We start from the raw sequence: 26,205 nt of genomic DNA on the forward strand, positions 1-26,205 counted from the left end.
GGGGAGGGGGGGGAGGGCCCCCCGAAGTGTCAGGAACCGACCCGGAGCCCCACCGCCCACGCTGGAAGTCGGCCCCGCCGACTTCCAGCGCACCGCACCACCACCGAGGACACACCGAAGGCCGGCGCCCCAAGGGCGCCGGCCTTCTCGGCTTGCTCATCGACCGGCCATCCGACCGGCCGGTCAGCCGACTGACCAGCCGACTGACTGACTGCTTGACCAGTCCAGAGGTCAGGCCGCGATCAGCGGCTCGCCGGTGTTCTCCCCCGCGCCGTCGCCCTCCGGGCCCGCGCCGTCGCCATCCGGGCCGGCACCTGCCTCGGTCTTCCGGTCCCGCATCACCAGCGCGGCCAGCAGCGCCGCCGCCAGCACACCGATCGCACTGACCGTGAAGGTCGTCGTCATCGCCCCGGTGAACGCCTCCCGGGCGGTCCGGACAAGCCCGCTGTCCCCGCCGGCGATCGCCAGCGCCCCGGCGATGGAGTGCTTCGCCTGCTCCGGCGTCCCGGCCGGCATCCCGTCGGCGAAGCCGCTCGACAGCAGCGAGCCCAGGATCGCGATGCCGAGCGCGGTGCCCGCCTGCTGGATGGTGTCGTTGAGCGCCGAGCCGACGCCCGCCTGCTCCGGCGGGATCGTCCCCATCAGCGCGCCCACCGCGGCCGGCATCGCCAGGCCCGCCCCGAGGCCGAGCAGGCCGAGCGCGGTCGCCGGGACGGTGAAGCCGGTGTCGGCCGAGACGGTGGTCAGCAGCGCGAACGAGGAGGCCATGACGATCATCCCCGCGAGGATCAGCAGTCGGTTGCCGATCTTCGCCGCGAGCTTGGCGCCGGCCCCGTTGCCGATCAGCGCCGCGACGGCCAGCGGCAGGAACGCCACGCCCGCCTTGACCGGCGAGTACCCGAGCACGAACTGCAGGTACTGGGTGAGCACCAGCAGGAGTCCGCCGTTGCCGATCTGCACGAGGGTGAGCGACAGCGAGCCCCCGCTGAAGTTGCGGGCCTTGAAGAGCACCAGCGGCACCATCGGCGCGGCGGTGACGTTCTCCCACACCACGAATCCGACGAGGGCGACCACCGCGACGGCCAGGGTGACCAGGGAGCGCCCGGAGAACGCGCCGTGCTGCGGGATCTCGATGATCCACCAGATCAGGGCGGTCATGCCGACGGCCGACAGCACCGCGCCGAGCGGGTCGGGCTTCTGCCACGGCCCCTTGGACTCCGGCATCAGCAGCAGGCCCGCCAGGATCGCCAGCGCCACCACCGGGACGTTGATGAAGAAGATCGAGTGCCACGAGAAGTGGTCGATCAGCACGCCCCCGAGCACCGGGCTGCCGACCAGGCCCAGCATCGCCACCGAACCCCAGGCGGCCATCGCCTTGTTGCGCTCCTCCCCGTCGAAGACGGTGATGAGGATCGACAGCGTCGAGGGCATGATGAGCGCTCCGCCGACGCCCATCGCGATCCGGGCCGCGATCACCTGGCCGGGGTCGGCGCAGAAGGTCGCCGCGAGTGACGCCACCCCGAAGAGCAGCAGTCCGATGATCATGATCTTCCGCCGGCCGAAGCGGTCGCCGAGGCTGCCGGAGGTCAGCAACAGGCCGGCGAAGACCAGGACGTAGGAGTCGAGGATCCACTGGGTGTCCTGGGCGCTCGCGCCGAGGTCGGCGGTCATCGAGGGCACCGCGACGGTCAGGGCCATGCTGTCGACCACCAGGACGAGCGAGCTCAGGCAGAGCACGATCAGGATCCACCACCGGTGCGGGTTGCGTTCTCCGGCCCCGGCCACGTTGTCGGCTGACATCAGCCACCCCTCCCCATCTGCGCACACCGTTCCGCGATGCGCACTGCGTTCCGTCGTTGAGAACACTGTACGCACATCGGAACAGTGTGCGCAACAGCAGGCTCCTGTACGCTCGATGCGAACGGTGTACGCAACCTGTAGGAGGAGGAGCCGCCATGGCCGCCCGACCGAACCCGATCCCGTCCGTCTGGGCCCGCCGACAGCCGGAGCCCGACCAACCCGCCCTGAGCCGGGCCGCGATCGTGCGCGAGGCGATCGCCGTGCTGGACGCCGACGGCATCGAGGCGCTGAGCATGCGCAAGCTCGCCACCCGCCTCAACGCGGGCGCCACCTCCCTCTACCGGCACGTGGCGACCAAGGACGAGCTGATGGAGCTCGCGGTGGACGAGGTCTTCGGCGAGATGGCCCTGCCACCCGCCGACAGCCCCGACTGGCGCGCCGCCGCCACCGAGGCCGCCGAGGCCTTCCGTACGACGGCCCTGCGCCACCCCTGGCTGTCCTCCGTCCTGGGCCAGGCCGGTCTGGCCTACCTCGGCCCCAACCTGGCGTCCTACGGCGAGCGGCTGACCGCCTTCTTCACGGCCGTCGGCTTCCCCGAGCCGGGCCGTGCGATCGACACGCTCATCTCCTACGTCGTCGGGATGAGCACCACCGAGGCGGCCTGGCTCACCACCGTCGCCCGCGCCGGGGAGAGCGAGGCCGACTTCATCGCCCGCCTGATGCCCGCCGCCCAGCAGGCCACCGCCGGGTACGCCCACCTCACCGACGCCTACCCGGCCGCTGCCGCGCTCGCCGACCCCGCCGAGCTCCGGAACGCCAAGTTCTCGTACGGCCTGGAGGTCGTCCTGGACGGCCTCGCCCTGCGTCTGCCCCGCTGACCGCTGCCCGCCGGGCCGGGCCGGGCCGGGCCGGGCCGGGCCGGGCCGGGCCGGGCCGCCGATCCCACCGGACCAAGCCGCCCAACTCCCCGCAAAGGGACCGCACTCCCCGCCCCCGCCCGCAGAATTCCGCCGGGGTCGGGGCGGGGAGCGGGCACAATGGCGTAGTGATGGTCGGCCGTCCGGTGTCGGGGGGCCAGGGATTGGAGGCCCGGGTGAGCGATCTTCCGCGCAAGGCAGTGACCCGCACGGCACGGCTCGCCGCGCTGCCGCTGGGGATAGCCGGCCGCGCCACGCTCGGCCTGGGCCGGCGGATCGGCGGCCGGTCCGCCGAGGTGGTCACCGCCGAGCTCCAACAGGCCACCGCCGACCAGCTCTTCAAGGTCCTCGGCGAACTCAAGGGCGGGGCGATGAAGTTCGGGCAGGTGCTGTCCGTCTTCGAGGCCGCGCTGCCCGAGGAGGTCGCCGGCCCGTACCGGGCGGCGCTCACCAAGCTGCAGGACGCCGCTCCGCCGATGCCCGCCGCCAAGGTGCACACCGCGCTCGCCCAGCGCCTCGGGGATGACTGGCGCGAGCTGTTCCGGGAGTTCGACGACCGCCCCGCAGCCGCGGCCTCCATCGGCCAGGTGCACCGGGCGGTCTGGCACGACGGCCGCCGGGTCGCGGTCAAGGTGCAGTACCCGGGAGCGGGGGACGCGCTGCTCGCGGACCTGTCCCAGCTGAGCCGGGTGGCCTGGCTGCTCGGTCCGCTGATCCCCGGCCTGGACATCAAGCCGCTGATCACCGAGCTGCGCGAGCGCGTCGCGGAGGAGCTCGACTACGAACTGGAGGCGCAGGCGCAGCGCCGGCACGCCGAGGAGTTCGCGGGCGACCCGGACATCGCGGTGCCGGGCGTGGTGGCGCAGGCCGACCAGGTGCTGGTCACCGAGTGGATGGACGGCACCCCGCTGGCCGAGGTGATCACGGGCGGCACCCAGGAGGAGCGCGACCGCGCCGGGCAGTTGCTGGCCCGGTTCCTGTTCGCCGGCCCGTCCCGGACCGGTCTGCTGCACGCGGACCCGCACCCCGGCAACTTCCGGCTGTTGAAGGACGACGGCCCGGTGTCCGGCTGGCGTCTGGGCGTGCTGGACTTCGGTACGGTGGACCGGCTGCCGGGCGGGCTGCCCGCGCCGATCGGGGCGTCGCTGCGGATGGCGCTGGCCGGGGACGCGGCGGGGGTGCTGCGGATGCTGCGCGAGGAGGGCTTTGTGAAGCCCTCGGTGCGGCTGGATCCGGACGCGGTGCTGGACTACCTGCTTCCGATCATCGAGCCGGCGGCGGTGGACACGTTCCACTTCACCCGGGCCTGGATGCGCGCCCAGGCGGCCCGGATCGCGGACCCGCGATCCCCCGCCTACAACCTGGGCAAGCAGCTGAACCTGCCGCCCGCGTATCTGCTGATCCACCGGGTAACGCTGAGCACCATCGGCGTGCTGTGCCAGCTGGGCGCCAAGGCGCCGTTCCGCGCGGAGATGCTGGAGTGGCTGCCGGAGTTCGCCGACCGGCCGACCGGGCCGAAGCGGCCGGCCGAGCCCGGCAAGAGCTGACGGCCCCCGCGCCGAACCGCACGGGATCGCCCGGGGCGGCACCGCGCCGGCAGCCACCGCGCTTCCACCGCACTTCCATCGACGGCCGCAGGCCGCTCCCCACCAACGGGGAGCGGCCTGCGGCGCGACGGGGGTCAAGCAGAGGGGCGGGACGCTACATCAGCGCCACGGCGAGCGCCTTGCGGGCCCGCATCGAGGCCCGCTCGGCCCGCTGCTTGAGCTTGCGGGCCCGGACGACCCGGCTGACGAGGCGTTGGTTCTCGGCCTCGTGGAGCCTGTCTTGCATATGGGCCCGGGCCAGGGATTCGTGGAGGAGTTGCATTTCGAGGATCCTGTTCTGGGTCTGACGTTCGGTGGCCTGCTCGGCGCGGGCGGTGGGATCGATGGCGGCGGGGGTCATGTCGTGGTCCTGCTCGTGGTGCGTGCTCGGAAATGGGTTACGGGCTGCGGCGTCGGCCTTGGCGGCGGCGATCCGCACGGATCGGCGGAGGGCGTTGTCCAGCGGGGGCTGCTCTCCCCTGCGGACGGCCCTGGCCTCGACGGCGGGGTTCACGCCATGACCTCGGTCTTGCGCGGGCGGCCACGCGGCCGCTTGCGGGCCACGACGACTCCCTGGACGAACAGCTCGCCGCCCCAGACGCCCCACGGCTCGCGTCGCTCCAGCGCGCCGGTGAGGCAGGCGTCCTTGACCGGGCAGGTGCCACAGAGGGACTTCGCGTACTCGACGTCGGCGGGCGTCTCGGCGAAGAAGACCTCGGGGTCGAAGGCGCGGCACGGGATGGGGAGACCGAGCGCTTCGGCCTGCTCGATGGAGCTGATCTGCATGGAAGGAACCTCCGGGGGGTCGGCCTGGTCGGCCTTGGTGATCTGGCTTGTCGGCGGTACGGACGGGGTGGGCGGTGTGATGACCGTGGACACTGTGGCGTCTTCCTCGTCTTCTCAGTGGTTCCGGCCCAGGTGACTGGTGGTGCTGGGCCGGAGGCCCCGGGGGGCCTGGGTGGTCTTGCGTACCGGACAAAACAGAAGGGCCGCGGATCCCGGTGTGACGGGTTCCGCGGCCCTGGAGGTGCCGACCTGAGGCTGGCTCAGGTTCGTTCTCTCCAGGGTTCAGGCCCGCGGAAGGCCCGCATCCGGACGGCCTCGGCGCCGGTGAGGGCGGCCGTGGCCTGGTTGATCAGCTGCTCGTTCTGCTTCTGGGTGTTTCCGGCACCGATGACCTGCGCATAGCCGCCATGCATGGCGGCGGCTACGGCCGCCTTCGGTGCCTGGGTCGGTCGCTCATCGCGCAGGGAGCGCGACGTGCCGAACGACGCCCAGCCACGGGACAGACCGGTCTCGACGGAGATGCCTTCGACGCTCCTGCTGCCCTTGAGGCACAGATCAGTGTGTCCGGGACCACTGACAGCGGGGACGACGGAGACACCGGTGGTGTCGAGACCCAGACCGGTTCCACCGAGCTCGGCGAGCGCCCGCAGGCGGGCGGCACGCAGGGAGGCAGCGACAACGGTCTGGCCAGTCATTTTGGTGATCATGATGTTTCCCACTGTCTTCGCCTCCTCTCGGCGTCTCGCGGAGCCGGGTTTCCCCGGCTCCGAATGTTCGGATGTCTGTCTCGGTGAAGCTGTGGGTGCAGAGAACCGGCACAGGTGTGACCCCGTGCGACCGCGTCCCCTTGACCGCCCCGGCAGGCTATTGCGCTCCCGGTATGCCGCGCAAACTATTTTTCGCGGCGAGTTCCGCGGCGTGTTCCCCCGCGAGTTCCGCGGCGGCCCCGCGGCCGGCGGCGAAGTACCCCGAGCAGTCCCCTGGACCGCGCCCGTGCCGGCTCACGCCGGATCGACCGGACCGTCGTCCTCGACGCCGTCCGGATCCTCCTCGGGCTCCTCCCCCGCACACAACGAGAGCACGGCGGCCCCGTACTTGTCCAGCTTCATCGCGCCGACCCCGGAGATCGCGGCCAGGTCCCGGCGGTCGGCCGGCACGTCCTCGGCGATCGCCATGAGCGTGGCGTCGGTGAACACCACGTAGGCCGGGGCGCCCTGCTTCTTCGCCTGCCGGGCCCGCCACTCGCGCAGCCGCTCGTAGAGCGCCTCGTCCATGGTGGAGGGGCAGCTCTCGCAGCGGCGCAGCTTGCGTTCGACGGCCTCGGTGAGCGCCTTGTCGCAGACCCGGCACTTGACCGGTCCGCGGGCCCTTCGGGCGGCGGAGCGCTCGCCGGCCTCGACGCCCCCGCGCCCGCCGCGGGCGCCGGTGCGTGCGCCGGGTGCGGCGGAGCCGGGGCGCAGCCCGTCGAGGAAGCGGCTGGGCTTGCGGCCGGCGCGGCCGCCCGGGGAGCGGGCCAGGGCCCAGGAGAGGCTGAGGTGCTTGCGGGCGCGGGTGACGCCGACGTAGAGGAGGCGGCGTTCCTCCTCGACCTGCTCGTCGGTCTTGGCGTAGATGATCGGCAGGGTGCCCTCGGTGAGGCCGACGAGGAAGACGGCGTCCCATTCGAGGCCCTTGGCGGCGTGCAGGGAGGCGAGGGTGACGCCTTCGACGGCGGGGGCGTGCTGGGCGGCGGCGCGGGCGTCGAGTTCGACGACGTAGGCGGCGAGGTCGGCGTCCTGGCCGGCGGCGGTGCGGGTGCGCTCGAACTCCTCGGCGAGGCGGACGAGGGCGGCGAGGGACTCCCAGCGGTCGCGGACGGCGCCGGAGCCGGCGGGGGGTTCGGCGGTGAAGCCGCGGGTGGCGAGGACGGCGCGGACCTGGCCGGCGAGGTCTGGGGCGCCGTCGGTGAGGGGGTCGGAGGCGGCGCGGGCGGCGCCGCGCAGCAGGACGCCGGCGTCCCGGACCTCGGGGCGTTCGAAGAACCGTTCGGCGCCCTTGAGCTGGTAGGGGACGCCGAGGTCGGCGAGGGCCTGTTCGTAGACCTCGGACTGGCCGTTGGTGCGGAAGAGGACGGCGATCTCGCTGGCGCGCACGCCGGCGGCGAGCAGGTCCTTGATCCGGCGGGCGGTGGTCTCGGCTTCGGTGGGTTCGTCCTCGTACTCGGTGTAGACGGGGTCGGGGCCGGCTTCGCGCTGGGAGACGAGTTCGAGGCGGTGGCGGGCGGCTTCGCCGCGGGCCTGGGCGAGGAGTCCGTTGGCGAGGTGGACGACCTGGGGGGTGGAGCGGTAGTCGCGGACGAGCTTGACGACGGTGGCCTCGGGGTGGCGGGCGCGGAAGTTCAGCAGGTAGTCGGGGGTGGCTCCGGTGAAGGAGTAGATGGTCTGGCTGGCGTCGCCGACGACGCAGAGGCTGGCGCCGCCGTCGGGGCCGGTCCACTGGTCGAGCAGGCGCTGCTGGAGCGGGGAGACGTCCTGGTACTCGTCGACGGTGAAGTGCCGGTACTGGGAGCGGACCTGGTCGGCGATGTCCGGGCGGTCCTCCAGGATGGCGGCGGTGAGCAGCAGGACGTCCTCGAAGTCGATGTTGCCGCGGCGGCTCTTGGTCTCCTCGTAGACGCGGTAGACCTGGGCGGTCTCGGCCGGGTCGCGGGGGGCGTCGCGGCCGGACTTGGCGACGGCGGCGGGGTAGTCGTCGGGGCCGGTCTGGGTGACCTTGGCCCATTCGATCTCGGCGGTGAGGTCGCGCAGTTCGGTGCGCTGGACGCGCAGGCCGCAGCGGCCGGCGGCTTCGGCGACGAGTTGGACCTTGCGTTCGAGGAGTTGGGGGACGGGGCCGCCGACGGCGCGGGGCCAGAAGTACTGGAGCTGGCGCAGGGCGGCGGCGTGGAAGGTGCGGGCCTGGACGCCGTCGGCGCCGAGCTGGCGCAGGCGGCCGCGCATCTCGCCGGCGGCGCGGGCGGTGAAGGTGACAGCGAGGACCTGCTGGGGGTGGTAGACGCCGCTGCGCACGCCGTAGGCGATGCGGTGGGTGATGGCGCGGGTCTTGCCGGTGCCGGCGCCGGCGAGGACGCAGACGGGGCCGTGCAGGGCGGTGGCGACGGCGCGCTGTTCGGGGTCGAGCCCGGCGAGCACGGCGTCGGGGCCCGTGGCGGCGCCGGGGTCGGCCCAGGGGGAGCCGTGGGGGCCGTCGTAGGGGCTGCCGCTCAAGAGGTCTTCCTGCATGCGTTCCATCTTCTCAGCCCGGTGGGACAGCGCGGGTGGGGTTGTCCACAGGCCCGGTGTGATCGCAGGATGATCGCTCCGGCCGTCGGCCGCCGGGGCGCCGGAATGCCCGCCGCCCGGTGGGCGTTGCGTCGTGAGACCGTACGCACCCCTCTTCCGAAGGAGTCCCCTCGATGTCCGGCACCGTGACGATGTACAGCACGACCTGGTGTGGGTACTGCAACCGGCTCAAGAGCCAGCTGGACCGTGAAGGCATCGGCTACACCGAGATCAACATCGAGGAGGACCCGGCGTCGGCGTCCTTCGTCGAGTCCGTGAACAACGGCAACCAGACGGTGCCGACGGTGCTGGTGACGCCGGTGGGCGGCGGCGAGCGGGTCGTGATGACCAACCCGAGCCTGCTGCAGGTCAAGAAGGCCCTGGCGGCCTGACCCGGCCGGGGCCGCCCGGGGCCGGCGCGCGTCAGGGCGCGTCGGCCCGGGCGGGGTCGACGGGTGCGGCGGGCGCGGGCAGGGTGGTGCGCGCGCCGAGGTCGCCGAGGCCGTAGACGAGCCGGCTGCGGTCGGCCGAGTAGCGGGTCTCGATGACCCGGACGGGCCCGCGCCGGTCGTAGGTGACGCGGGTCTGCACCACGAGCGGCACGCCGGGGCCGCCCTGGAACCACTGGGCCTCCTCCGGTCCGGGCATCCGGGCGACGAGGTGGTCGACGGCGCCGATCTCGGTGCGTCCGAGGGTGGCGAGCACGGCTTCGTCGCCGCCCTCGACGGGGTCGGGTTCCATCAGCGGGGTGCCGGCGGCGAGGCCGGCCCGGTAGTGGCTCTCCTCGATGGAGTACGGCTCGCGGTCGAGCAGGCGCAGCTGGCGGCGGACCACGATGGCTTCGCCGGGGCGCAGTCCGAGCCGTTCGGCGATGTCCACCCGGGCCCGGACGATCATCATCTCGAAGTCGGTGCCGAGTTCGCGTCCGGCGTCGGCGGCTTCGCGGAGGTAGACGTCGGAGGGCGCGGCGAGGCAGTCGCGGGGGGTGGGGGCCGGGCCGGGTCCGTAGGCGCGGTGGTCCAGGACGGGGTGTTCGCGCAGGTAGGTGCCCTTGCCCTGGAGGCGGACCAGGCGGCCCTCGTTGACCAGGACGTCGACGGCGAGGCGGACGGTGTTGCGGGCGACGCCGTACTGGCGTTCCAGTTCGCTCTCGACCGGCAGGGCGGCGTCGGAGGTGAACTCGCCCTCGGCGATCCGGCGGCGCAGGTCGGCGGCGAGGCGCTGGTATTTGGGGGATTGGGCGGTGCCCCGGGGGATTGTCACCCGAGTGAATGTAGCGAGCGCGGTGACACGGTTTCAGCCGTTTCCGGCAATGTCGTCCGGGTGGGTTGACGACGGGGATCCGGAGGTGTCTTCCGGTAGCAGAACTGGCCCGTCCGGCCACGAACAGATGGTCGTGGCGGATCAGGGAAGGGTTTGGGAAGAAAAACGGGGGCGCGCGGCATAAGCCGCACGCCCCCGTTCCCGGGAAGCACCGGACGGAATTACCAGCGCGCCGCCGAGGGCAGCGGCTCGCCGTACCAGAGCTCGACCAGGTGCCGCGCGATCGAGATGCCGGACGGTGGCAGGATCTCGCCCGCCTCCATCCCGGCCCGGAGCTCCTCGCGGGAGAACCAGCGCGCCTCGGCCAGCTCCTCGCCGTCCACGGTGATCTCGGTTCCCCCGGGCAGCGCCTTGCCCTCGAAGCCGAGCATCAGGCTGGACGGGAACGGCCACGGCTGGCTCGCGACGTAGCGCACCTCGCCGACCCGCACGCCCGCCTCCTCGTGCACCTCGCGGGCCACCGCCTGCTCGATGGACTCCCCCGGCTCGACGAAGCCGGCCAGGGTCGACCAGCGGCCCTCCGGCCACAGCGCCTGGCGGCCGAGCAGGCAGCGGTCCTGCTCGTCGGTGATCACCATGATCACCGCCGGGTCGGTGCGCGGGTAGTGCTCGGCCGCGCAGGAGGTGCAGCGCCGCACGTGGCCGGCCCCGGCCTTCTCGGTGGGGTGCCCGCAGCGCGAGCAGAAGCTGTGCAGCCGGTGCCAGTGCTCCAGTGCGACGGCGTGCACCAGCAGCCCGGCGTCCCGGTCGGACAGCATCGCGCCGACCTCGCGCAGCCCGGCCGGGCGGGCGTCGCCGTCCAGGCGCCCGGGCAGGCTCTCGCCGGCCAGCGCGAAGTAGGAGACGCCGTCCTCGTCGGTGCCGAGGAAGTAGCGGTCGCCGGTCTGCGGCGCCTCGAAGGAGGGCAGCAGCACGAGTTCGGTGCCCTGCGCGGTGTCGACCACGAACGCCTCGCCGCCGGCGATCGGCAGCACCCGGGTGGCCGGGTGGCTCCAGGCCGCCGCCAGCCAGGGCTCGTCGAAGCGGTGCTCGGCCGCGCGCTCCACCCCGGCCCGGGCCAGTGCCAGGTGCAGCGGGCGCTCGGTCTCAGGCACGGTGCTCACAGGTTCCATCCCCACGTGGTGAATCATCCGGATGGGTGACCGGATGGGTGATCGGACTGGCCATGGTGTCCACGGAGCGGGTCACGCGCCGGGCCGGAAGTTCTCGGCCAGGTCGCCCCACAGGTACGCGGCGGTCTCCACGCCCTTGGCCAGCAGGTCCAGCTCGACCTTCTCGTTGACCGAGTGCCAGCCGTCCGAGGGCACCGAGATGCCGAGGAACAGCACCGGCGCGCCCAGCACGTCCTGGAGGTCGGCGGCCGGGCCGGAGCCGCCCTCGCGGGTGAACAGGATCCTCTGCCCGAAGGCCCGGCCCATCGCGCGGACGGTGGACTGCAGCGCCGGGTGGTCCAGCGGGGTCAGGCAGGGCCGGGTCGCGCCCGGGAAGACCAGCTCGTACCGGACGCCCTCGGGCACCCGCTCGGCCACCCAGGCCCGCACCGCCTCGCGGACCTTCTCCACCTCCTGCCCGGCGACCAGCCGGAAGGACAGCTTGAGGTGTGCCGAGGCGGGCACGATGGTCTTGCCGCCGGGGCCGGTGTAGCCGCCCCAGATGCCGTTGACCTCGGCGGTCGGGCGGGCCCAGATCCGCTCCAGGGTGGTGTACCCGGCCTCGCCCCGGGTGCCGTACGACTTGGCGACCCGCAGCCACTGCTCCTCGTCGAAGGGCAGCTCGGCGAACAGCTCGCGCTCGCGGTCGGTCAGCTCGACCACGCCGTCGTAGAAGCCCGGCACCGCGACCTTGCGGTCGGCGTCGTGCAGGGCGGCGGCCAGCTCGGCCGCGACCTGCGCCGGGTTGGGGACGGCGCCGCCGAAGGACCCGGAGTGGATGTCGGTGTCCGGCCCGTACAGGTCGATCTGGGCGTCGGCGAGGCCGCGCATGCCGGTGCAGACGGTCGGTGTGTCGGCCGACCACATGCCGGTGTCCGAGATGACGACGACGTCGGCGGCCAGCCGGTCGGCCTCGCGGCGGACCAGGTCGGCGAAGTGCGGCGAGCCGGACTCCTCCTCGCCCTCGATCAGCAGCTTGAGGTTGACGGCCGGCGCGGTGCGGCCGGTGGCGTCCAGGTGGGCGCGCACCCCCAGGGTGTGGAAGAAGACCTGGCCCTTGTCGTCGGCGGCGCCGCGCGCGTACAGCCGGCCGTCGACCACGGTCGGGGTGAACGGCTCGGTGTCCCAGCCGTCCTCCCTGGCGGCGGGCTGCACGTCGTGGTGCCCGTAGACCAGCACGGTCGGCGCGGACGCGTCCCCCGAGGGCCACTCGGCGAACACCGCCGGCAGGCCGTCCGTCTCCCACACCTCGGCGACCGGGAAGCCGGTCTCGCGCAGCTTGGCCGCCAGCCACTCGGCGGAGCGCCGCACCTCGCCGGCGCGGGCCGGATCGGCGGAGACCGACGGGATGGCCAGCCATTCGGCGAGGTCGGCGAGGAAGGCGGCCTGGTGCCGGTCGATGTAGGAGCGGACGGCGCTGTCCGGGGTTCTCGTCATACCGACGACTGTAGTTCGCCCGTACGGGTGCCCGCCCCGGACGTCCGGCTGCCGGGCGCCCCCGGGGCTGTAACGTCCGTCACCCCCACCGCGGTACGGCTGCGGCGGGGGTGGCGGAGCGGCGGACGGGCCTCGGCCCCGGCGGGCGGCGTCAGCCCGAGCGGCGCAGCATCGTGATCCGCGAGCGGGTGAGCACCGCCGCGAGGGCGGCCGCGAGCAGCGGGAGCACCACGACGGTGGCGGCGATGGTCGGCCACGGGACGACCACGGACGCCCGGTGGGCGAGCTCCTCGGGGCTCAGGCCGGGGTAGTTGCTCGCCGCGCCCTCGACCTTGCGCAGCGCCGCGCCCGGCACGATGCCGCAGACCACGCCGAGCAGGGCGCCCATGGCGGCGATCACGCCGCACTGGAAGCCGGACAGCGAGCGCCGGATGCGGGGCTCGGCGCCGACCGCCGCGAGGGTGGTCAGGTCGCGCTGGGAGTCGGCGGCGGCCAGTCCGGTGGCGATGCCGGCCGCCCCGAGGGCGACCAGGCCGGCGAAGGCGGTCAGGCCCAGGGTGATGAGGTCGGCGTGGGACTGGTAGCCGCGCTCGACGGTGAGCAGGTCGCGGTCGGTGATCCTGGCCAGCGCCCCGTCGGCCTTCTGCTGGGCGCTGTCGGAGGGCGCGGAGCCGGGCAGCCACACCGAGCCGGCCGCCGAGGTGGTGAACCCGAGCCTGGCGGCGGTGTCCGGGCTGAGCACGGCCTGCCCGGGTGCGCGCACCGCGGCCTGCGCGAGGACGGCGTCGACGGCGATCTCGTGGCGGACGGGCTTGTGGGAAGCACTGCCGTTCGCGGTGTAGTCGACCGGCTCGCTGTACTGCAGGGCGAGCTTGCCGTCCTTGAGGTAGCGGTCGTCGAAGACGACGACCTTGCCGGCCGCGAGTGCCTGGCCGGCGGCCGGGTCGGTGACGCCGTAGAGGTTGCGCAGCAGGGTGGCGTCGCCGACCGCCAGCGGGCCGTAGGGGCTGCCGACGCGGTTGTCGGCCTGGCAGCGCCGGTCCGTCTCCAGGATCCGGTCCGCCTCGCCGGGGCCGAACTCGCGGTCCAGGTCCAGGACGGGGCAGCGGATCTCCTTGGGCAGGTCGACGCTGATGTAGCCGCACGCCCCGCCGTCGGAGCAGTCGCCCTTGTAGTGCGCGGCCTGGACGTCGGCGCGGGGGCCGAGGTCGGGGATGCCGCGTTCGACGGCCTCCCGCATCTGCGGCAGCAGCTTGCCGTCGGCCCCGCTGAGCCAGCCGCTGCCGAGCATGACGGCGCCGGAGGGGCCGTGGGCGAGGTACTCGCTGCGGTACTGCTCCTCGAAGCTGGCGGTGTACACGCTGACGGCGACGGAGCCGGCCACGGCGGCCATGACGGCGGCGACGGCGGGCGCGGTGCGGGCGCGGTGGCGCACCGAGTCGCGCAGGGCGAGCCGGGGACCGAGCGAGAGCCAGCGGCCGAGCCGGCCGAACAGGCCGACCAGGTAGGGCGTGAGCGCGACCATGCCGAGTTCGGCGACGGCCGAGCCGCCGAGGACGGCCAGGCTGCGGCTGCCGAAACCGCCGGTGGCGCCGAGCAGGGCCAGCGCCGCGCCGCCGCCGAGCATCAGCAGGCCGAGCACGGCGAGCTTGCGGCTCGGCGGCTTGAGCGAGTCGCGGCCGGTGAGCGCGGAGACGACGTCCTGGCGGGAGGCCTGGACGGCGGGGGCGACGGCGGCGAGCAGGCCGGTGACCAGGCCGACCAGGAGCACGCCGAGCAGGTCGAACGGCTGGAGGGCGAAGTGCCCGAAGCGCCGGCCGGAGTACTGCTCCGCCTGGGTGCGCAGCAGGGCGACCAGGCCGACGCCGAGGGCGAGGCCGACCGCGGCGCCGGTGACGCCGAGGACGATGCCGCCGCCGAGGACGACGGCGCGCACGTTGGCGCGGTCACCGCCCGCGGCGGCGAGCAGGCCGAGTTGCCGCCGGGAGCGCCGGGCCCCGACGGCGAAGGCGGGGCCCGCGAGGAGGACGATCTCCAGCAGGGCCATGCCGACGACGGTGGCGAGGATGACGACGGAGGTGCGGTTGAAGTACGAGGTGTCGCCGAACCCGTGCCGGTCCTGTTCGAGGAAGTAGGGGACGTCGGCGCGGGCCGGGGGGTCGATCAGGACGGCGCGGGAGGTGACGTGGAAGCCGTACTGGTTGAGTTCGAGGACCTTGTGCCAGTCGAGGGCGGCGCCGTCCGGGAGTCTGACCAGCCAGGTGGTGGGCTCGCCGGTGCCGGAGCCCGGGCCTCGGGTGGCGCCGGGGGCCTTGGCGAGCCGGTCGATCAGGGTGCCGGGCGGGGCGAAGAGTTCGGTGGCGCTGAGCTCGCCGGGGTACTCGTAGACGCCGGTGATGGTGAACGGGGTGGCTTCCAGGCCGCGGACGGCGGTGCGGTCGCCGACCTTGAGGCCGGAGCGCTTGAGGAAGTCCGGGGTGACGGCGGCCTCGTGGTCGTTCGCGGGTGCGCGGCCCTTGACCAGGTCGACGCGGCCGTCCCAGACCGGGTCGTTCAGGTCGGCTTCGGAGACCCGGGTGGCGAGCAGGCCGTCGGTGCTGCTCGTCGCGGTGTACGGGCCCTGGCGTTCGGGCACGAGGGTGGCGCCGGCCGGAAGCAACTGCCGTGCCAGTTCGGCGGGTTCGGTGTCCAGGGAGCGTTGCTGCGCGGGGGTGTACTTCGGGTCGGCACCGGCGTTCGCGGTGTCCTTGGCGTCCGGGGTGTCGTTGGCGTCCGCGGGGTTCCTCGGGCCCTTGGAGCCCTTCGGGTCCTTCGGGTTCTCGACGGTGTAGCCCTGGTCCGGGTCCGGCGCCTGCACCACGGTGGAGCCGCGCTCGACCATCTCCAGTTCGGCGGCGGCCCGGCCCATGATGCGTACGGAGCGTTCGGCGGGCGAGAGGTCGGCGCTGCGGAAGACCACGTCGGCGCCGGTGACGCCGAGGACGGGCAGCGCGACCATGGCTATGACGAGGGCGCTGCGTCCCTTGGCGCGCAGGGCGTCGCGGCGGGCGACGCGCAGGGCGACCCGCCAGGCGCTGAGCTTCACTCGTCCACCTTCATGCTGTTGGTGGCCGCGCTGACGAGCAGGCTGGCGGCGTCCTGGCTGACGGACTCGTCGACCATGCGGCCGTCGCGCAGGAAGACGACGCGGTCGGCCCAGGCGGCGTGCCGGGCCTCGTGGGTGACCATCATGGCGGCGGCGCCGGCGTCGCAGCGGGCGCGCAGGACGGCGAGGACGGCTTCGCCGGTGGTGGAGTCGAGGGCGCCGGTGGGCTCGTCGGCGAGGACGAGGCGGCGGTCGCCGATGAGTGCGCGGGCGATGGCGACGCGCTGCTGCTGCCCGCCGGACATGTCGTCGGGGAAGCGGTCGGCGAGTTCGGGGATGCCGAGTTCCTCCAGGGCGGCGAGTGCCTCGCGGCGGGCGGCGCGGGTGGACAGGCCGTCGAGTTCGCGCGGCAGCGAGATGTTCTCGGCGGCGGTGAGCGCCGGGATCAGGTTGTAGTCCTGGAAGACGTAGCCGACGGAGCGGCGGCGGACCTGGGCGAGCTTCTTGCGGTTGAGGTCGCCGAGGGCGACGCCTTCGACCAGGACCCGGCCGGTGCTCGGGGTGTCGAGGCCGCCGGCCAGGGTGAGCAGGGTCGACTTGCCGGAGCCGGAGGGCCCCATGACGGCGACGAACTCGCCGGGGTGGACCTTGAGGTCGACGCCGCGCAGGGCCTGGACCTCGGCGGCGCCGTGGCCGTGGACCCGGGTGACGTTCTCCAGGTGCAGTACCGGCGTCGGCCGGGTTTCTTCGGTGTGGGACACGATTCCCCCCTCGTACTGGGTGTGGGCTCGGGGTCGGGTCCGAGCCGGTGGTTCGGTGCGCCCGTGGCGCTCAGGTGCGCAGGCGGCGGCTGCGCCTGGCCGGTGCGGCGCCGCCGTCGCGGGCGGTTTCGGCGGCGCGGGCCTGCAGGAGTTCGGCCTGCTGGGCGAGCCGGGTCTCGCAGTGGTCGAGCCAGCGGATCTCGGCCTCGGTCTGGAAGATCAGCTGGTCGAGGACGAGCAGCCAGGCGAGGTCGTTGCTCGTGGCGGGCACGGTGCCGGGCCGGTCCGCGTCGCCGGGCTGCGGGGCTCCGGCCAGGGCGCGGCCCTTGAGCCGGGTGTAGTCCTGCAGTGCCTTGATGCTGTGTCGGCGCTGGCCCTGGACGACGGCGGAGACGTCGACGCCGGGGACGGTGACGGCCATGGCGAGCTTGATCGCCAGTTCGTCGCGCGGGGGGCTGGTCCGGGGCACCGGGGTGTCGAACCAGGACCGCAGTTCGGAGCGGCCGGCGTCGGTGACGGCGTAGAACTGGTGGCCGTCCTCGTCCTCCCCGGCGGGTTCGACCAGGCCGTCGCGCTCCAGTCGGGACAGCGTGGTGTAGACCTGCCCGACGTTGAGCGGCCAGGTGGCGCCGGTGCGCGCCTCGAACTCGGTGCGCAGCTGGTAGCCGTAGCGCGGGCCCTGGTCGAGCAGGGCGAGCAGACCGTGACGGATGGACATACTCGGTATGTATACCCGGTATGCCCTCGCGTCTCAAGCCGGGCCGCTCCCCCCTCGCACCGGCGCCACCCCCCTCACCCCGGCGCCGCCCCTCCACAGGCCGCGAACCTCCCCCGCCTCGGACCGCTCCCCCTCCCGCCCGGAGCCGCGCCCCCTCCCGGCGACCGGGTACCGTCGTGCGGTGTGAGCCAGTTGCGCATCGCCACCTTCAACCTGCTGCACGGTCAGCCGCTCGCCCCCGACGGCGCGCCGCGGCCCTACCCGTCCGACGCCGGCGCGCCGCTGGCCGAGGCCGTGGCCGCGCTGGACGCCGACGTCCTGGCCCTCCAGGAGGTGGACCGGCACCAGGCGCGCTCCGGCGGCACCGACCAGGCCGCGGTGGCGGCCGCGGCGATGGGCGCCAAGGACTGGCGGTTCGCCGCCGCGCTGCACGGACGCCCGGCGCCGGTGGCCGGCTGGGTGCGGGATCCGTCCGGGCCCGACGGCCTGCGGGTGTACGGGTCGGCCGAGGTGGGCGACGACGCCCCGCCCTCGTACGGGACGGCGCTGCTGACCCGGCTGCCGGTGCGGCACTGGCGGGCCCGGCGGTTCGCCCCGGCGCCGTTCGGCCTGCCACTGCGGGTGGCGGGGCGGCGGGGGCTGACCCCGGTGCCGGACGAGCCGCGGACGGCGCTGGCGGCGGTGCTGGAGGGCGAGCGCGGGCCGTTCACCGTGGTGGCGACGCACCTGTCCTTCGTGCCGGGCTGGAACATGGCGCAGCTGGCGGGCATCCGGCGCTGGATCGCCGACCTGCCGCAGCCGTACCTGGTGCTGGGCGACTTCAACCTGGTCGGCGCGGTGCCGCGCACGGTGCTCGGCGGGGCGACTGCGCTGGAGCGCACCGGGCCGCGGGTGCGGGTGCGCGAGCTGCGCGCGGCCCGCCGGGCGCGGCCGCAGCCGGCCGGGCAACGCCGTCGGCGGGTGCGCGAGCCGCGGGCCCGGCTGCAGGGCTGGTACGACCTGGCGCGCACGCCGACGTACCCCTCGCACCGGCCGGCGGTGCAGTTCGACCACGTGCTGGCGATCGGCGTGCCGCGCACGGCGGTGGGCCCGGCGTCGGCGCCGCACGCGGCGGTGTCGGACCACCGGCCGCTGCTGGTCGAGGTGTCGCTGTAGCGGGTGGGGTCACTGCCGCGTCAGGACCCCGGCCTGCTGCGGGACGTGGACGGCCGACGGCGCGGGGGCGTACTGCAGGAGCAGCATGGCCGCGTCGTCGCCGAGTTGGCGTCCGACGTGGCGCACCACGTCCTCGTGGAGGCGCTGCAGGACGTCGGCGGGGCGGCCGTCGGCGCAGCGCGGGAAGCGTTCGGCGAGCGGGTAGAAGGCGCCCGCCCGGTCCCGGGCCTCGATCACCCCGTCGGTGAACAGCAGCACCCGGTCGTCGTCCCGCAGCGCCACCCGGTGCACCGGCGGGCGGACGTCGGCCGGGTCGAGGACGCCCAGCGGCGGTACGGTCTCGGCGAGTTCGAGCGGGCTGACCTCGCCGCCGCGCAGCAGCAGCGGCGCGGGGTGGCCGCAGTTGACGATCTCGGCGGCGCCGTCGGGCCCGACGCCGATCAGCACCAGGGTGACGAACTCCTCCTCCACGCCGGGGTGGTCGTTCTCGTGCAGGGCGCGGTCGAGGCTGACGGCGAGCCAGCCCGCCACCCGGTCCAGGGCGGCCTCCTGGTGGGCGGCCTCGCGGAAGGCGCCGAGCACGGCGGCGGCCGTCTCGACCGCGCCGAGGCCCTTGCCGCGCACGTCCCCGACCACGGCCCGCACGCCGTGCCGGGTGTTGACCACCTCGTAGAGGTCGCCGCCGATGCGGGCGTGCGCGGCGGCGGCCTCGTAGTGGACGGCGGCCCGGACGGTGCCGACCCGCTCGGGGACGGGCCGCAGCAGCACCCGGCGGGCGATCGAGGCGACCAGTTGGGCGTCGGCCAGGGCCCGTTCCTGGCGCAGTCTCAGGGTGGCGCTGACCCAGCCGATCGTGGCGACGAGCAGGATCGCGATGACGCTGGCGGCGTGCACGGACTCGCCGAGCGTGTCGCTGCGGAAGGCCATCAGGAAGGCCGCCGCCTCGGTGCACAGGCCGATGACGAGCGGGTACCAGGTGCGGCGGCTGACCACGGCGGCCAGCGCGGGTACGGCGGTGAGGGCGGGTTCGACCGTCACCTCGGTGCCGCTGAGGTAGTCGAGGGCGACGATCAGCACCATGCCGAGGAGGGGCAGCGCGAGCGCCGTCCTCGGCCAGGTGCCGGTCGCGCGCGGGGCGGGTCCCGGGGTCGGCCCGGTGAACCGCTCTCTGATCCATCCGGTCGCGCTCAACTTCGGTCTCTCCAGCAGAAGACGCCGATGCCCGAAGGCACCTGCGGTGATGACTGAGGGTCAGGGAATGCGGGCCTCGCTGGCGGCCGGAGCACGGGGGTTGACCGGTTACCGACCCCACAATATGCGCGAAACGTGCATGACGCACAGGTTTCGGGCACTGGCGTGATGACTTGGATGCTCTGCGTGACTCATTAGTCACTGTTCCCGATCAGGAGCCGTTCCAACTCTTTTCGGTCGGGAAGTCCTGCCGGACGGACGATCCGCCCGCTGCGGACGTACAGGAACGAAGCCGTGACCTGCTCGGGGTCGACGCCCGCCTGCTCGGCCCAGGCCAGTCGGTAGACCGCGAGCTGCAGCGGATCCGCCGTCTCCTCGCGGTGGGTCTTCCAGTCCACCACTTCGTAGCGTGACGCACCACCGGATTCCGACAGGGCGTCAGCGTCACGGTAGACCGCGTCGATCCGGCCGCGCACCACCCGCCCCGCCAGCACCAGCTGGAACGGCGCCTCGACCCGGTGGGGCTTGCGCTGCGCGTAGGGGGTGCGCAGGAACGCCTCCTTGAGCCGCTCCAGGTCCTGCTCGTCCTCGATGCCGTCGTCGTCGGCACCGGGCAGCGCGCCGGGCTCGACCAGCAGCAGCGGCTCGATCCGGGACTGCACCCAGGCGTGGAAGCGGGTGCCGCGCCGGGCCGCGGGCTGCGGGGGGCGGGGCATGGGGCGGGCCAGGTCGCGGGCGAAGCCGTCCGGGTCGGCGGCCAGCCGCAGCAGCTGGGTGGCGGACAGCGCGGCGGGCAGCGGCACGTCGCGCGCGGTGCGCCGGGACCGCTCCAACTCGCCGAGCAGCGCGGTCAGATCGCGGTCCCAGGAGGCCACCTGGCGCTGGTCCTCGGCGGCCATCGGCTCGGGCTCCGGCGCCGGGAGCCCGGCCAAACGGGCGTGCACCACCTCGGCGACCCGGCGCCGGGCGTGCTGCGCCGCCGGGTCCAGCGGCAGCGGCCAGGGGCGCTCCACGGGCGCGGCCAGCGCCGGGTTCTCGGCGCCCTCCTCCGGCCGCTCGGCCCAGTGTTCGACCTCGCCCGCGCCGGGCTGCTCGCAGTGCTCGCGCAGCTGCTCCAGGAAGGCGGACGGGCCGCGGACGGTCTTCTGGCTCGGCCCCCACCAGTGCCCGGAGGCCAGCAGCAGCGAGCGCGGGCGGGTGAACGCGACGTAGCCCAGGCGCCGTTCCTCGGTGCCGGAGTGCTCGGCCAGCTCCTTCTTGAAGGCGGTCATCGCCTTGCCGGTCCAGCCGCCGCGCACGTCGGGCAGGGTGGCCGCGTCGCCGCGCAGGGCGTGCGGGAGCACGCGCTTGGCGCTGGTCCACCGCTCGCGCGGGGTGGCGGAGGGGAATGCGCCCCGCACCAGGCCGGGGACGGCCACCACGTCCCACTCCAGGCCCTTGGACTTGTGGACGGTGAGGACCTTCACGGTGTCCTCGCCGCCGGGCAGGCTGCTGTCCAGGCCGCGCTCGTACTCCTGCGCGGCACGCAGGAAGCCCAGGAAGGCGGCCAGGCCCGGATCGCCGTCGAGGTCGGCGAAGGAGGCGGCGACGTCCAGGAAGGCGTGCAGGGTCTCCCGGCGTCGGGCGGCCAGTGCCTGCGGGGAGGCGGCGAGTTCGACCTCCAGGCCGGTGACGGCCAGCACCCGGTGCAGCACGTCCATCAGCGGGTCGGCGAGCGAGCGGCGCAGGTCGCGCAGCTCCTGGGCGAGGCGGGCGAAGCGCACCCGCGCCTCGGCGGAGAACGGCAGCCCGTCGGGCCCGCCCCCGCCCCCCTCGCCGGACGGCCCGTCGAGGAAGCTCTCCACCGCGTCGGCCAGCGACACCACCTCGGTCGGATCGGCCTCGGCGACGGCCGCGGCCAGCGCGTCGACGCCCTCGGGCCGGGCGGTGCGCACCAGTTCGGCGGCCCGCCGGCCGAGCAGCGCGAGGTCGCGCGGGCCGATCCGCCAGCGCGGGCCGATCAGCAGGCGCACCAGCGCGGCGTTGGCGGTCGGGTCCTGCAGCACCTCGCAGACCGCCACCAGGTCGGCCACCTCGGGCAGTTGCAGCAGTCCGCCGAGGCCCACCACCTCGACCGGCACCTCGCGGGCGACCAGCGCCGCGTGGATGTCGGGGAAGGCCGCGCCGCCGCGGCACAGCACGGCGATCCGCCCGGGCGCGGTGCCGGTGCGCACCAGGTGGGCGACCGAGTCGGCGAGCCAGTCGATCTCCTCGGCGTGGGTGGGCAGCAGCGCCGCCCGCACGAAGCCGTCCTGTTCGGCGCCGGGTGCCGGGCGCAGCGCCTCGACGCCCTCGTGCATCTCGCGCAGCGGCGCGGCGAGGGTGTTGGCGAAGGCGAGCAGGCGTCCGCCGCTGCGGCGGTTCTCGCTGAGCGCGTAGCGGTCGGCGGGGCGGCCGTCGGCCTTGGGGAAGTGCCGGGGGAACTCGTCGAGGTTGGCGACCGAGGCGCCGCGCCAGCCGTAGATCGCCTGGCAGGGGTCGCCGACGGCGGTCACCGGGTGGCCGGTGGGGACGCCGTCGGGGCCGGCGCCGAACAGGCCGGCGAGCATCAGGCGCTGGGCGACGGAGGTGTCCTGGTACTCGTCCAGCAGCACCACCCGGAACTGGCCGCGCAGCAGCTCGCCGACCTCGGGGCGCTGCTGGGCGAGGCGGGCCGCGGCGGCTATCTGGTCGCCGAAGTCCATCAGCCCGGCGGAGCGCTTGCGGCGCCGGTACTCCTCGACCAGGCGCAGCAGTTCCTGCCGGGCGCGGGCGGCGGCCGGGACGGCCCGCAGGTCGTCGTTGGTCAGCTTGACGGTGGCGAGGGTGTCCAGCAGCCGTTCGTCGAAGTCGCGCAGGGCCTGCGGCTCGACGAGGTGCTCGGCGAGCTCGCCGTCCAGCGCGGTGAGGTCGGCGACCAGGTTGGTGAAGGTGCCGGTGAGCGCGGGGAACGGGCCGCGGGCGGTGCGCAGCACCTTGGCGGCGAGCTGGAAGCGGGTGGCGTCGGCGAGCAGCCGTACGTCCGGTTCGATGCCGATCCGCAGGCCGTGCTCCTTGAGGAGGCGGCCGGCGAAGGCGTGGTAGGTGGAGATCTCCGGCTCGCCGAGCGGTTCGGCGGCGTCCCGGCCGGCGGCGCTCCCCCAGTCGTCGGCCGGGGCCGTCCCCAGTCCGCAGACCCGCAGGGCGGTGCGGACGCGGTCGGCGAGTTCGCCGGCGGCCTTGTTGGTGAAGGTGAGGCCGAGCACCTCCTCGGGCCGTACGGCGCCGGAGCCGACCAGCCAGACGACCCGGGCGGCCATCACGGTGGTCTTGCCGGAGCCGGCGCCGGCCACGATCACGGCCGGTTCGAGGGGGGCGCCGACGGCCGCCATCTGCTCCCGGTTGAACGGGATCCCCAGCAGCTCCTTGAGCTGGTCGGGATGGCTGAGCACGGCGGTCACCCCGCAACGGTAACCGGAGCCGCGGACAACTCTCACTCGACGAGTTGGGCGCCGTCCCGCTGGGCCGAGCAGCTGCGGCGGAAGGTGCAGCGGTCGCAGCCGCCGCCGGTCTGCGGGACGAAGCGCTCGGCGAGGACCTTCCCGGCGGCCTCGGCGAGCAGGTTCTCGATCCAGGGCTCGCCCTGCGGCGGGTCCTGCCGCTGGACCTTGGGGGCGTCCGGGGCGGCCTTGGCGGCGGGCTCGCGCAGGTGCACCAGTTCGGCGCCGCCGGTGGCCGGGGGGTGCTCGGCGAAGCCGGGCAGCTCGCCCAGGGCGCCGGCCCGCACGGCGAGCTGGTAGACGGCGAGCTGCTTGTGCTCGGGCAGTGACCTGTCGCTGGGCAGCTGCTTGCCGGTCTTGAAGTCGACCACGTAGGCGCGCCCGGAGCCGTCCTTCTCGACCCGGTCCATCGAGCCGCGGATGCGCACCGAGACGCCGCCGACGTCGAGGGTGACGTCGAAGCCGTGCTCGGTGGCGACGACGTCCCGGCCGCGTTCCAGGACGTGCCAGTTGAGGAAGCGCTCCAGGGCGGCGCGGGCCTCGGTCTTCTCCTGGTGGGACTTCCAGGGCGCGTCGAAGGCCAGCGCGTCCCAGACGGTGTCCAGGCGCTCCATGAGGACGGCGAGGTCGGCGGGGGTGCGGCCGGAGCCGACCTCGTCGGCGAGCGCGTGCACCACGTTCCCGAAGCCCTGGGCGGCCGAGCCCGCGCCGCGTGCCTTGACCTCCTTGTCCAGGAACCACTGCAGCGAGCAGTTCTCCAACTGCTCCAGGCCGCTGCCGGACAGCCGGACCGGCAGGTCGGCGCTGCGCAGCGGCTCGGGGGCGGCGGTCGGTTCGTCCAGCCCCCACCAGCGGTCCGGGTGGGCGGCGGGCACCAGCGGCAGCCCGTCCTCGTCGGTGGCGGCGGCGAGGACGGCGAGCCGTTCGGCGGCGGCGCGGCGCAGTTCGGGCGAGCGGGCCGGGTCGACGGTGACCGCGCGCAGTTCGGCGACCAGCGCGGCGACGGACAGCGGGCGGCGCGGGCGGTGGGTGACGTCCTCGACGGTGACCGGCGGGGTGCGGCGCAGCACCTTGCCGGTGCGCGGGTCGACGTCCTCGCGGTACAGCTCGCGCAGGAAGCGGGAGGGCTCGTCGCCGTCGTCGGCGGGGGCCTTGACGGCGGTGACGATCAGCCGCTCCCTGGCGCGGGTCGCGGCGACGTAGAAGAGGCGGCGCTCCTCGCCGAGCAGGGCGGCCGGGGAGAGCGGTTCGGCGAGGCCGTCGCGGCCGATCCGGTCGGCCTCCAGCAGGGAGCCGCGGCGGCGCAGGTCGGGCCAGAGGCCGTCCTGGACGCCGGCGACGACGACCAGGCGCCACTCCAGGCCCTTGGAGCGGTGGGCGGTCATCAGCCGGACGGCCTCGGGGCGCACGGCCCGGACGGTGAGGGTGTCGGCGGCGATGTCCTGGGCTTCGAGTTCGGCGAGCAGGTCGAGGGCGCTGCGGTGACCGGTGACCTGCTCCTCGGCGCGGGCGGCGGTCTCGAACAGGGCGCACAGCGCGTCCAGGTCGCGGTCGGCGTTGCGGCCGGCGGCGCCGCCGCGCAGCGCGGCCCGTTCCAGGCGCTCGCGCCAGCGGCGACTGCCGTCCCACAGCTCCCACAGCGCCTCCTCGGCGGTGCAGCCGCCGGCCAGCATCTCGCGGACCTTGCGCAGCAGCGTGCCGAGGTCGCGGGCCCGGCGGGCGTACGCGGGGTCGAGGGCGACCAGCCGCTCGGGCTCGGCGAGGGCTTCGCGGATCAGTTCGTCGGCCGGGCGCGGGGCCGTGCCGGGGCGGCCCTCGGCGCGCAGCGCGGCGCGTTCCTCCTCGCGCAGGGCGCGGCCCAGGCGCCGCAGGTCGGAGCCGTCGAGGCCGCCGAGGGGGCCGGTGAGCAGGGCGTGGGCCAGCTCGGTGGTGAGCGGGTCGGCGGCGGCCGTGCCGTCCGCGCGGGGGGCAACGGCGTCCACGGCGTCGCCGGTGCCCTCGGCGTCCTCGGCGTCCACGGCGTCCACGGCGTCCACGGCGTCCACGGCGTCCACGGCGTCCGGGTCGCCGTACCGGTCGCGGGCGGCCTGCCGGGACGCCTGCTGGGCGCAGACCCGCAGGGCGAGCAGCAGCTGGGCGACGGCGGGCTCCTCGCGCAGCGGCAGGTCGTCGCCGTCGATCTCCAGCGGGACGCCGGCCGCGCCGAGCGCCCGCCGCACGCCGGGGATCGAGCGGGCGCCGGCCCGGACGAGCACCGCCATCTCGCCCCACGGCACGCCGTCCTCCAGGTGGGCGCGGCGCAGCAGGTCGGCGATCGAGTCGAGTTCGGCGCCCGGGGTCGGGTAGGTGTACACCTCGACCCGGCCGCCCTCGCGGGAGGGCAGCAGGGCGCGGTGCTGGGCGAGCTTGTCGGCGGGCAGGCGGCCCATCGGCATCCGCCGGGCGATCTCCCGGGAGGCGGCGAGCAGCAGCGCGCCGGAGCGGCGGGAGACGCGCAGCACCTTGACCTCGGCGGGGCTGCCGTCGGCCTGGCGGAAGGTCTGCGGGAAGTCGAGGATGCCGTTGATGTCGGCGCCGCGGAAGGCGTAGATCGACTGGTCGGGGTCGCCGACGGCGATCAGGTCGCGCCCGCCGCCGGCGAGCCGGCGCAGCAGCCGGACCTGGGAGGGGTCGGTGTCCTGGTACTCGTCGACGAAGACGGCGTCGTAGCGCTGCCGCAGCTCCTGCCCGACGTCGGGGCGCTCGGCGAGCAGCACGGCGCGGTGGACGAGTTCCGCGTAGTCGAGGACGCCGCGCAGGTCGAGCACATCGAGGTAGTCGGCCAGGAAGTGGGCGGCCGCGGCCCAGTCGGGGCGCTGGACGCCCTGGGCGAAGCGCTTCAGCTCGTCCTCGCCGAGGCCGAGCTCCCGGCTGCGGGCGAGGACGGCGCGGACCTCGTCGGCGAAGCCGCGGGTGGTCAGGCAGGCCCGCAGGTCCAGCGGCCACGGGATGCGGGAGCTGCCGAGGCGGGCGTCCTCGGCGCCGCCGGCGAGCAGTTCGCGGACCATGACGTCCTGCTCGGGGCCGGAGAGCAGCCGCAGCGGCTCGGCGTAGTCCTTCGGGTCCTGGTGGGCGCGCAGCAGGGCGTAGCAGAAGGAGTGGAAGGTGGTGGCCTGCGGGGCGGCGGCGGTGCTGCCGAGCCGGCCGGCCATCCGGTCGCGCAGTTCCGTCGCGGCCTTGCGGCTGAAGGTGAGGACGAGGATCCGCTCGGGGTCGGTGCCGTCCTCGATCCGCCGGGCGACGGCCTCGACGAGCGTGGTGGTCTTGCCCGTGCCCGGCCCGGCCAGGACCAGCAGCGGGCCGCCGGTGTGCTCGACGACGGCACGCTGGTAGGCGTCCAGCACGGGTGGGTCGGGCTGGACGAGCGGGCTGCGCACGAGCCGGTAGGGGGAGTTCACGGACTGGTCCCGGGGTCGAACAGGGCATGGCCGGGCGGGCCCCGCCGGGGGCCCGCCCGCAT

At 74.6% G+C, this 26,205-nt stretch carries 18 protein-coding genes; 4 read left to right on the forward strand and 14 right to left on the reverse strand.

What is annotated here, in order from left to right; all coding sequences use genetic code 11:
• Positions 1-231: 231 nt before the first annotated feature.
• The gene (locus IF30_RS0112470) at positions 232-1,800 is read right to left on the reverse strand and encodes an MFS transporter (RefSeq protein ID WP_078891350.1); all 1,569 of its coding nucleotides are present in this window, start codon (positions 1,798-1,800) and stop codon (positions 232-234) included.
• A gap of 155 nt (positions 1,801-1,955) precedes the next feature.
• On the opposite strand from IF30_RS0112470, the gene IF30_RS0112475 reads away from it, so the two are divergent.
• Positions 1,956-2,678 carry a TetR/AcrR family transcriptional regulator gene (locus tag IF30_RS0112475; RefSeq protein WP_030236297.1) on the forward strand — a complete coding sequence of 241 codons (723 nt, stop codon included), beginning with the start codon at positions 1,956-1,958 and terminating at the stop codon, positions 2,676-2,678.
• Between the two features lie 215 nt (positions 2,679-2,893).
• Positions 2,894-4,264, forward strand: coding sequence for an ABC1 kinase family protein (locus tag IF30_RS0112480; protein WP_030236298.1), 1,371 nt, complete (start codon positions 2,894-2,896; stop codon positions 4,262-4,264).
• A 154-nt stretch (positions 4,265-4,418) separates the two neighbouring features.
• Here the strand turns inward: IF30_RS0112480 and IF30_RS50565 are convergent, their stop codons facing one another.
• From IF30_RS50565 to IF30_RS0112500, 4 genes are all read right to left on the reverse strand, one after another.
• On the reverse strand, positions 4,419-4,817 hold the full coding sequence (locus IF30_RS50565) for a hypothetical protein (RefSeq protein ID WP_324605632.1): 399 nt from the start codon (positions 4,815-4,817) through the stop codon (positions 4,419-4,421).
• A complete protein-coding gene (locus IF30_RS0112490; RefSeq protein WP_420791139.1) occupies positions 4,814-5,182 on the reverse strand; it encodes a WhiB family transcriptional regulator in 369 nt (122 codons plus the stop codon). The genes IF30_RS50565 and IF30_RS0112490 overlap by 4 nt, the downstream gene beginning before the upstream one ends.
• Before the next feature lie 167 nt (positions 5,183-5,349).
• The gene (locus IF30_RS43450) at positions 5,350-5,808 is read right to left on the reverse strand and encodes a hypothetical protein (protein WP_051710035.1); all 459 of its coding nucleotides are present in this window, start codon (positions 5,806-5,808) and stop codon (positions 5,350-5,352) included.
• A 282-nt stretch (positions 5,809-6,090) separates the two neighbouring features.
• On the reverse strand, positions 6,091-8,358 hold the full coding sequence (locus tag IF30_RS0112500) for an ATP-dependent DNA helicase UvrD2 (RefSeq protein WP_078891351.1): 2,268 nt from the start codon (positions 8,356-8,358) through the stop codon (positions 6,091-6,093).
• A 164-nt stretch (positions 8,359-8,522) separates the two neighbouring features.
• Between IF30_RS0112500 and IF30_RS0112505 the strand changes: the two genes are divergently transcribed.
• The gene (locus tag IF30_RS0112505; protein ID WP_030236313.1) at positions 8,523-8,780 is read left to right on the forward strand and encodes a mycoredoxin; all 258 of its coding nucleotides are present in this window, start codon (positions 8,523-8,525) and stop codon (positions 8,778-8,780) included.
• 31 nt (positions 8,781-8,811) lie between these two features.
• Here the strand turns inward: IF30_RS0112505 and IF30_RS0112510 are convergent, their stop codons facing one another.
• The 6 genes from IF30_RS0112510 to IF30_RS0112535 form a co-directional block, all read right to left on the reverse strand.
• Positions 8,812-9,651 carry a GntR family transcriptional regulator gene (locus IF30_RS0112510; protein ID WP_030236316.1) on the reverse strand — a complete coding sequence of 280 codons (840 nt, stop codon included), beginning with the start codon at positions 9,649-9,651 and terminating at the stop codon, positions 8,812-8,814.
• Positions 9,652-9,872: 221 nt separating this feature from the next.
• Positions 9,873-10,823 (reverse strand): NAD(+) diphosphatase, encoded by a 951-nt coding sequence (gene nudC / locus IF30_RS0112515; RefSeq protein WP_030236319.1) that lies wholly within the window; start codon positions 10,821-10,823, stop codon positions 9,873-9,875.
• 72 nt (positions 10,824-10,895) lie between these two features.
• Positions 10,896-12,299: a dipeptidase gene (locus tag IF30_RS0112520; RefSeq protein WP_030236321.1), complete on the reverse strand. Its 1,404-nt coding sequence runs from the start codon at positions 12,297-12,299 to the stop codon at positions 10,896-10,898.
• 151 nt (positions 12,300-12,450) lie between these two features.
• Complete coding sequence (locus IF30_RS0112525; protein WP_030236323.1) at positions 12,451-15,384, reverse strand: ABC transporter permease; 2,934 nt, start codon at positions 15,382-15,384, stop codon at positions 12,451-12,453.
• Positions 15,381-16,145 (reverse strand): ABC transporter ATP-binding protein, encoded by a 765-nt coding sequence (locus IF30_RS0112530; RefSeq protein ID WP_030236325.1) that lies wholly within the window; start codon positions 16,143-16,145, stop codon positions 15,381-15,383. The genes IF30_RS0112525 and IF30_RS0112530 overlap by 4 nt, the downstream gene beginning before the upstream one ends.
• A gap of 70 nt (positions 16,146-16,215) precedes the next feature.
• Positions 16,216-16,863, reverse strand: a complete 648-nt coding sequence (locus tag IF30_RS0112535) for a PadR family transcriptional regulator (RefSeq protein WP_030236327.1) — start codon at positions 16,861-16,863, stop codon at positions 16,216-16,218.
• Between the two features lie 183 nt (positions 16,864-17,046).
• Here IF30_RS0112535 and IF30_RS41345 point away from each other — a divergent pair, with 183 nt between their 5' ends.
• The gene (locus IF30_RS41345; protein WP_063752609.1) at positions 17,047-18,018 is read left to right on the forward strand and encodes an endonuclease/exonuclease/phosphatase family protein; all 972 of its coding nucleotides are present in this window, start codon (positions 17,047-17,049) and stop codon (positions 18,016-18,018) included.
• A gap of 9 nt (positions 18,019-18,027) precedes the next feature.
• Here the strand turns inward: IF30_RS41345 and IF30_RS0112545 are convergent, their stop codons facing one another.
• The 3 genes from IF30_RS0112545 to IF30_RS0112555 all read right to left on the reverse strand — a co-directional run bounded on the left by IF30_RS0112545 (position 18,028) and on the right by IF30_RS0112555 (position 26,143).
• Positions 18,028-19,209, reverse strand: a complete 1,182-nt coding sequence (locus IF30_RS0112545; protein WP_051710039.1) for a PP2C family protein-serine/threonine phosphatase — start codon at positions 19,207-19,209, stop codon at positions 18,028-18,030.
• A gap of 194 nt (positions 19,210-19,403) precedes the next feature.
• Entirely contained in the window at positions 19,404-22,667 is a 3,264-nt protein-coding gene (locus tag IF30_RS0112550; protein WP_030236335.1) for an ATP-dependent DNA helicase, read from the reverse strand.
• Between the two features lie 32 nt (positions 22,668-22,699).
• Complete coding sequence (locus IF30_RS0112555) at positions 22,700-26,143, reverse strand: ATP-dependent helicase (protein ID WP_051710042.1); 3,444 nt, start codon at positions 26,141-26,143, stop codon at positions 22,700-22,702.
• Between the last annotated feature and the right edge of the window lie 62 nt (positions 26,144-26,205).

The sequence above is a fragment of the Streptomyces sp. NRRL S-350 genome, from assembly GCF_000719705.1.
Taxonomy (GTDB): Bacteria; Actinomycetota; Actinomycetes; order Streptomycetales; family Streptomycetaceae; genus Kitasatospora.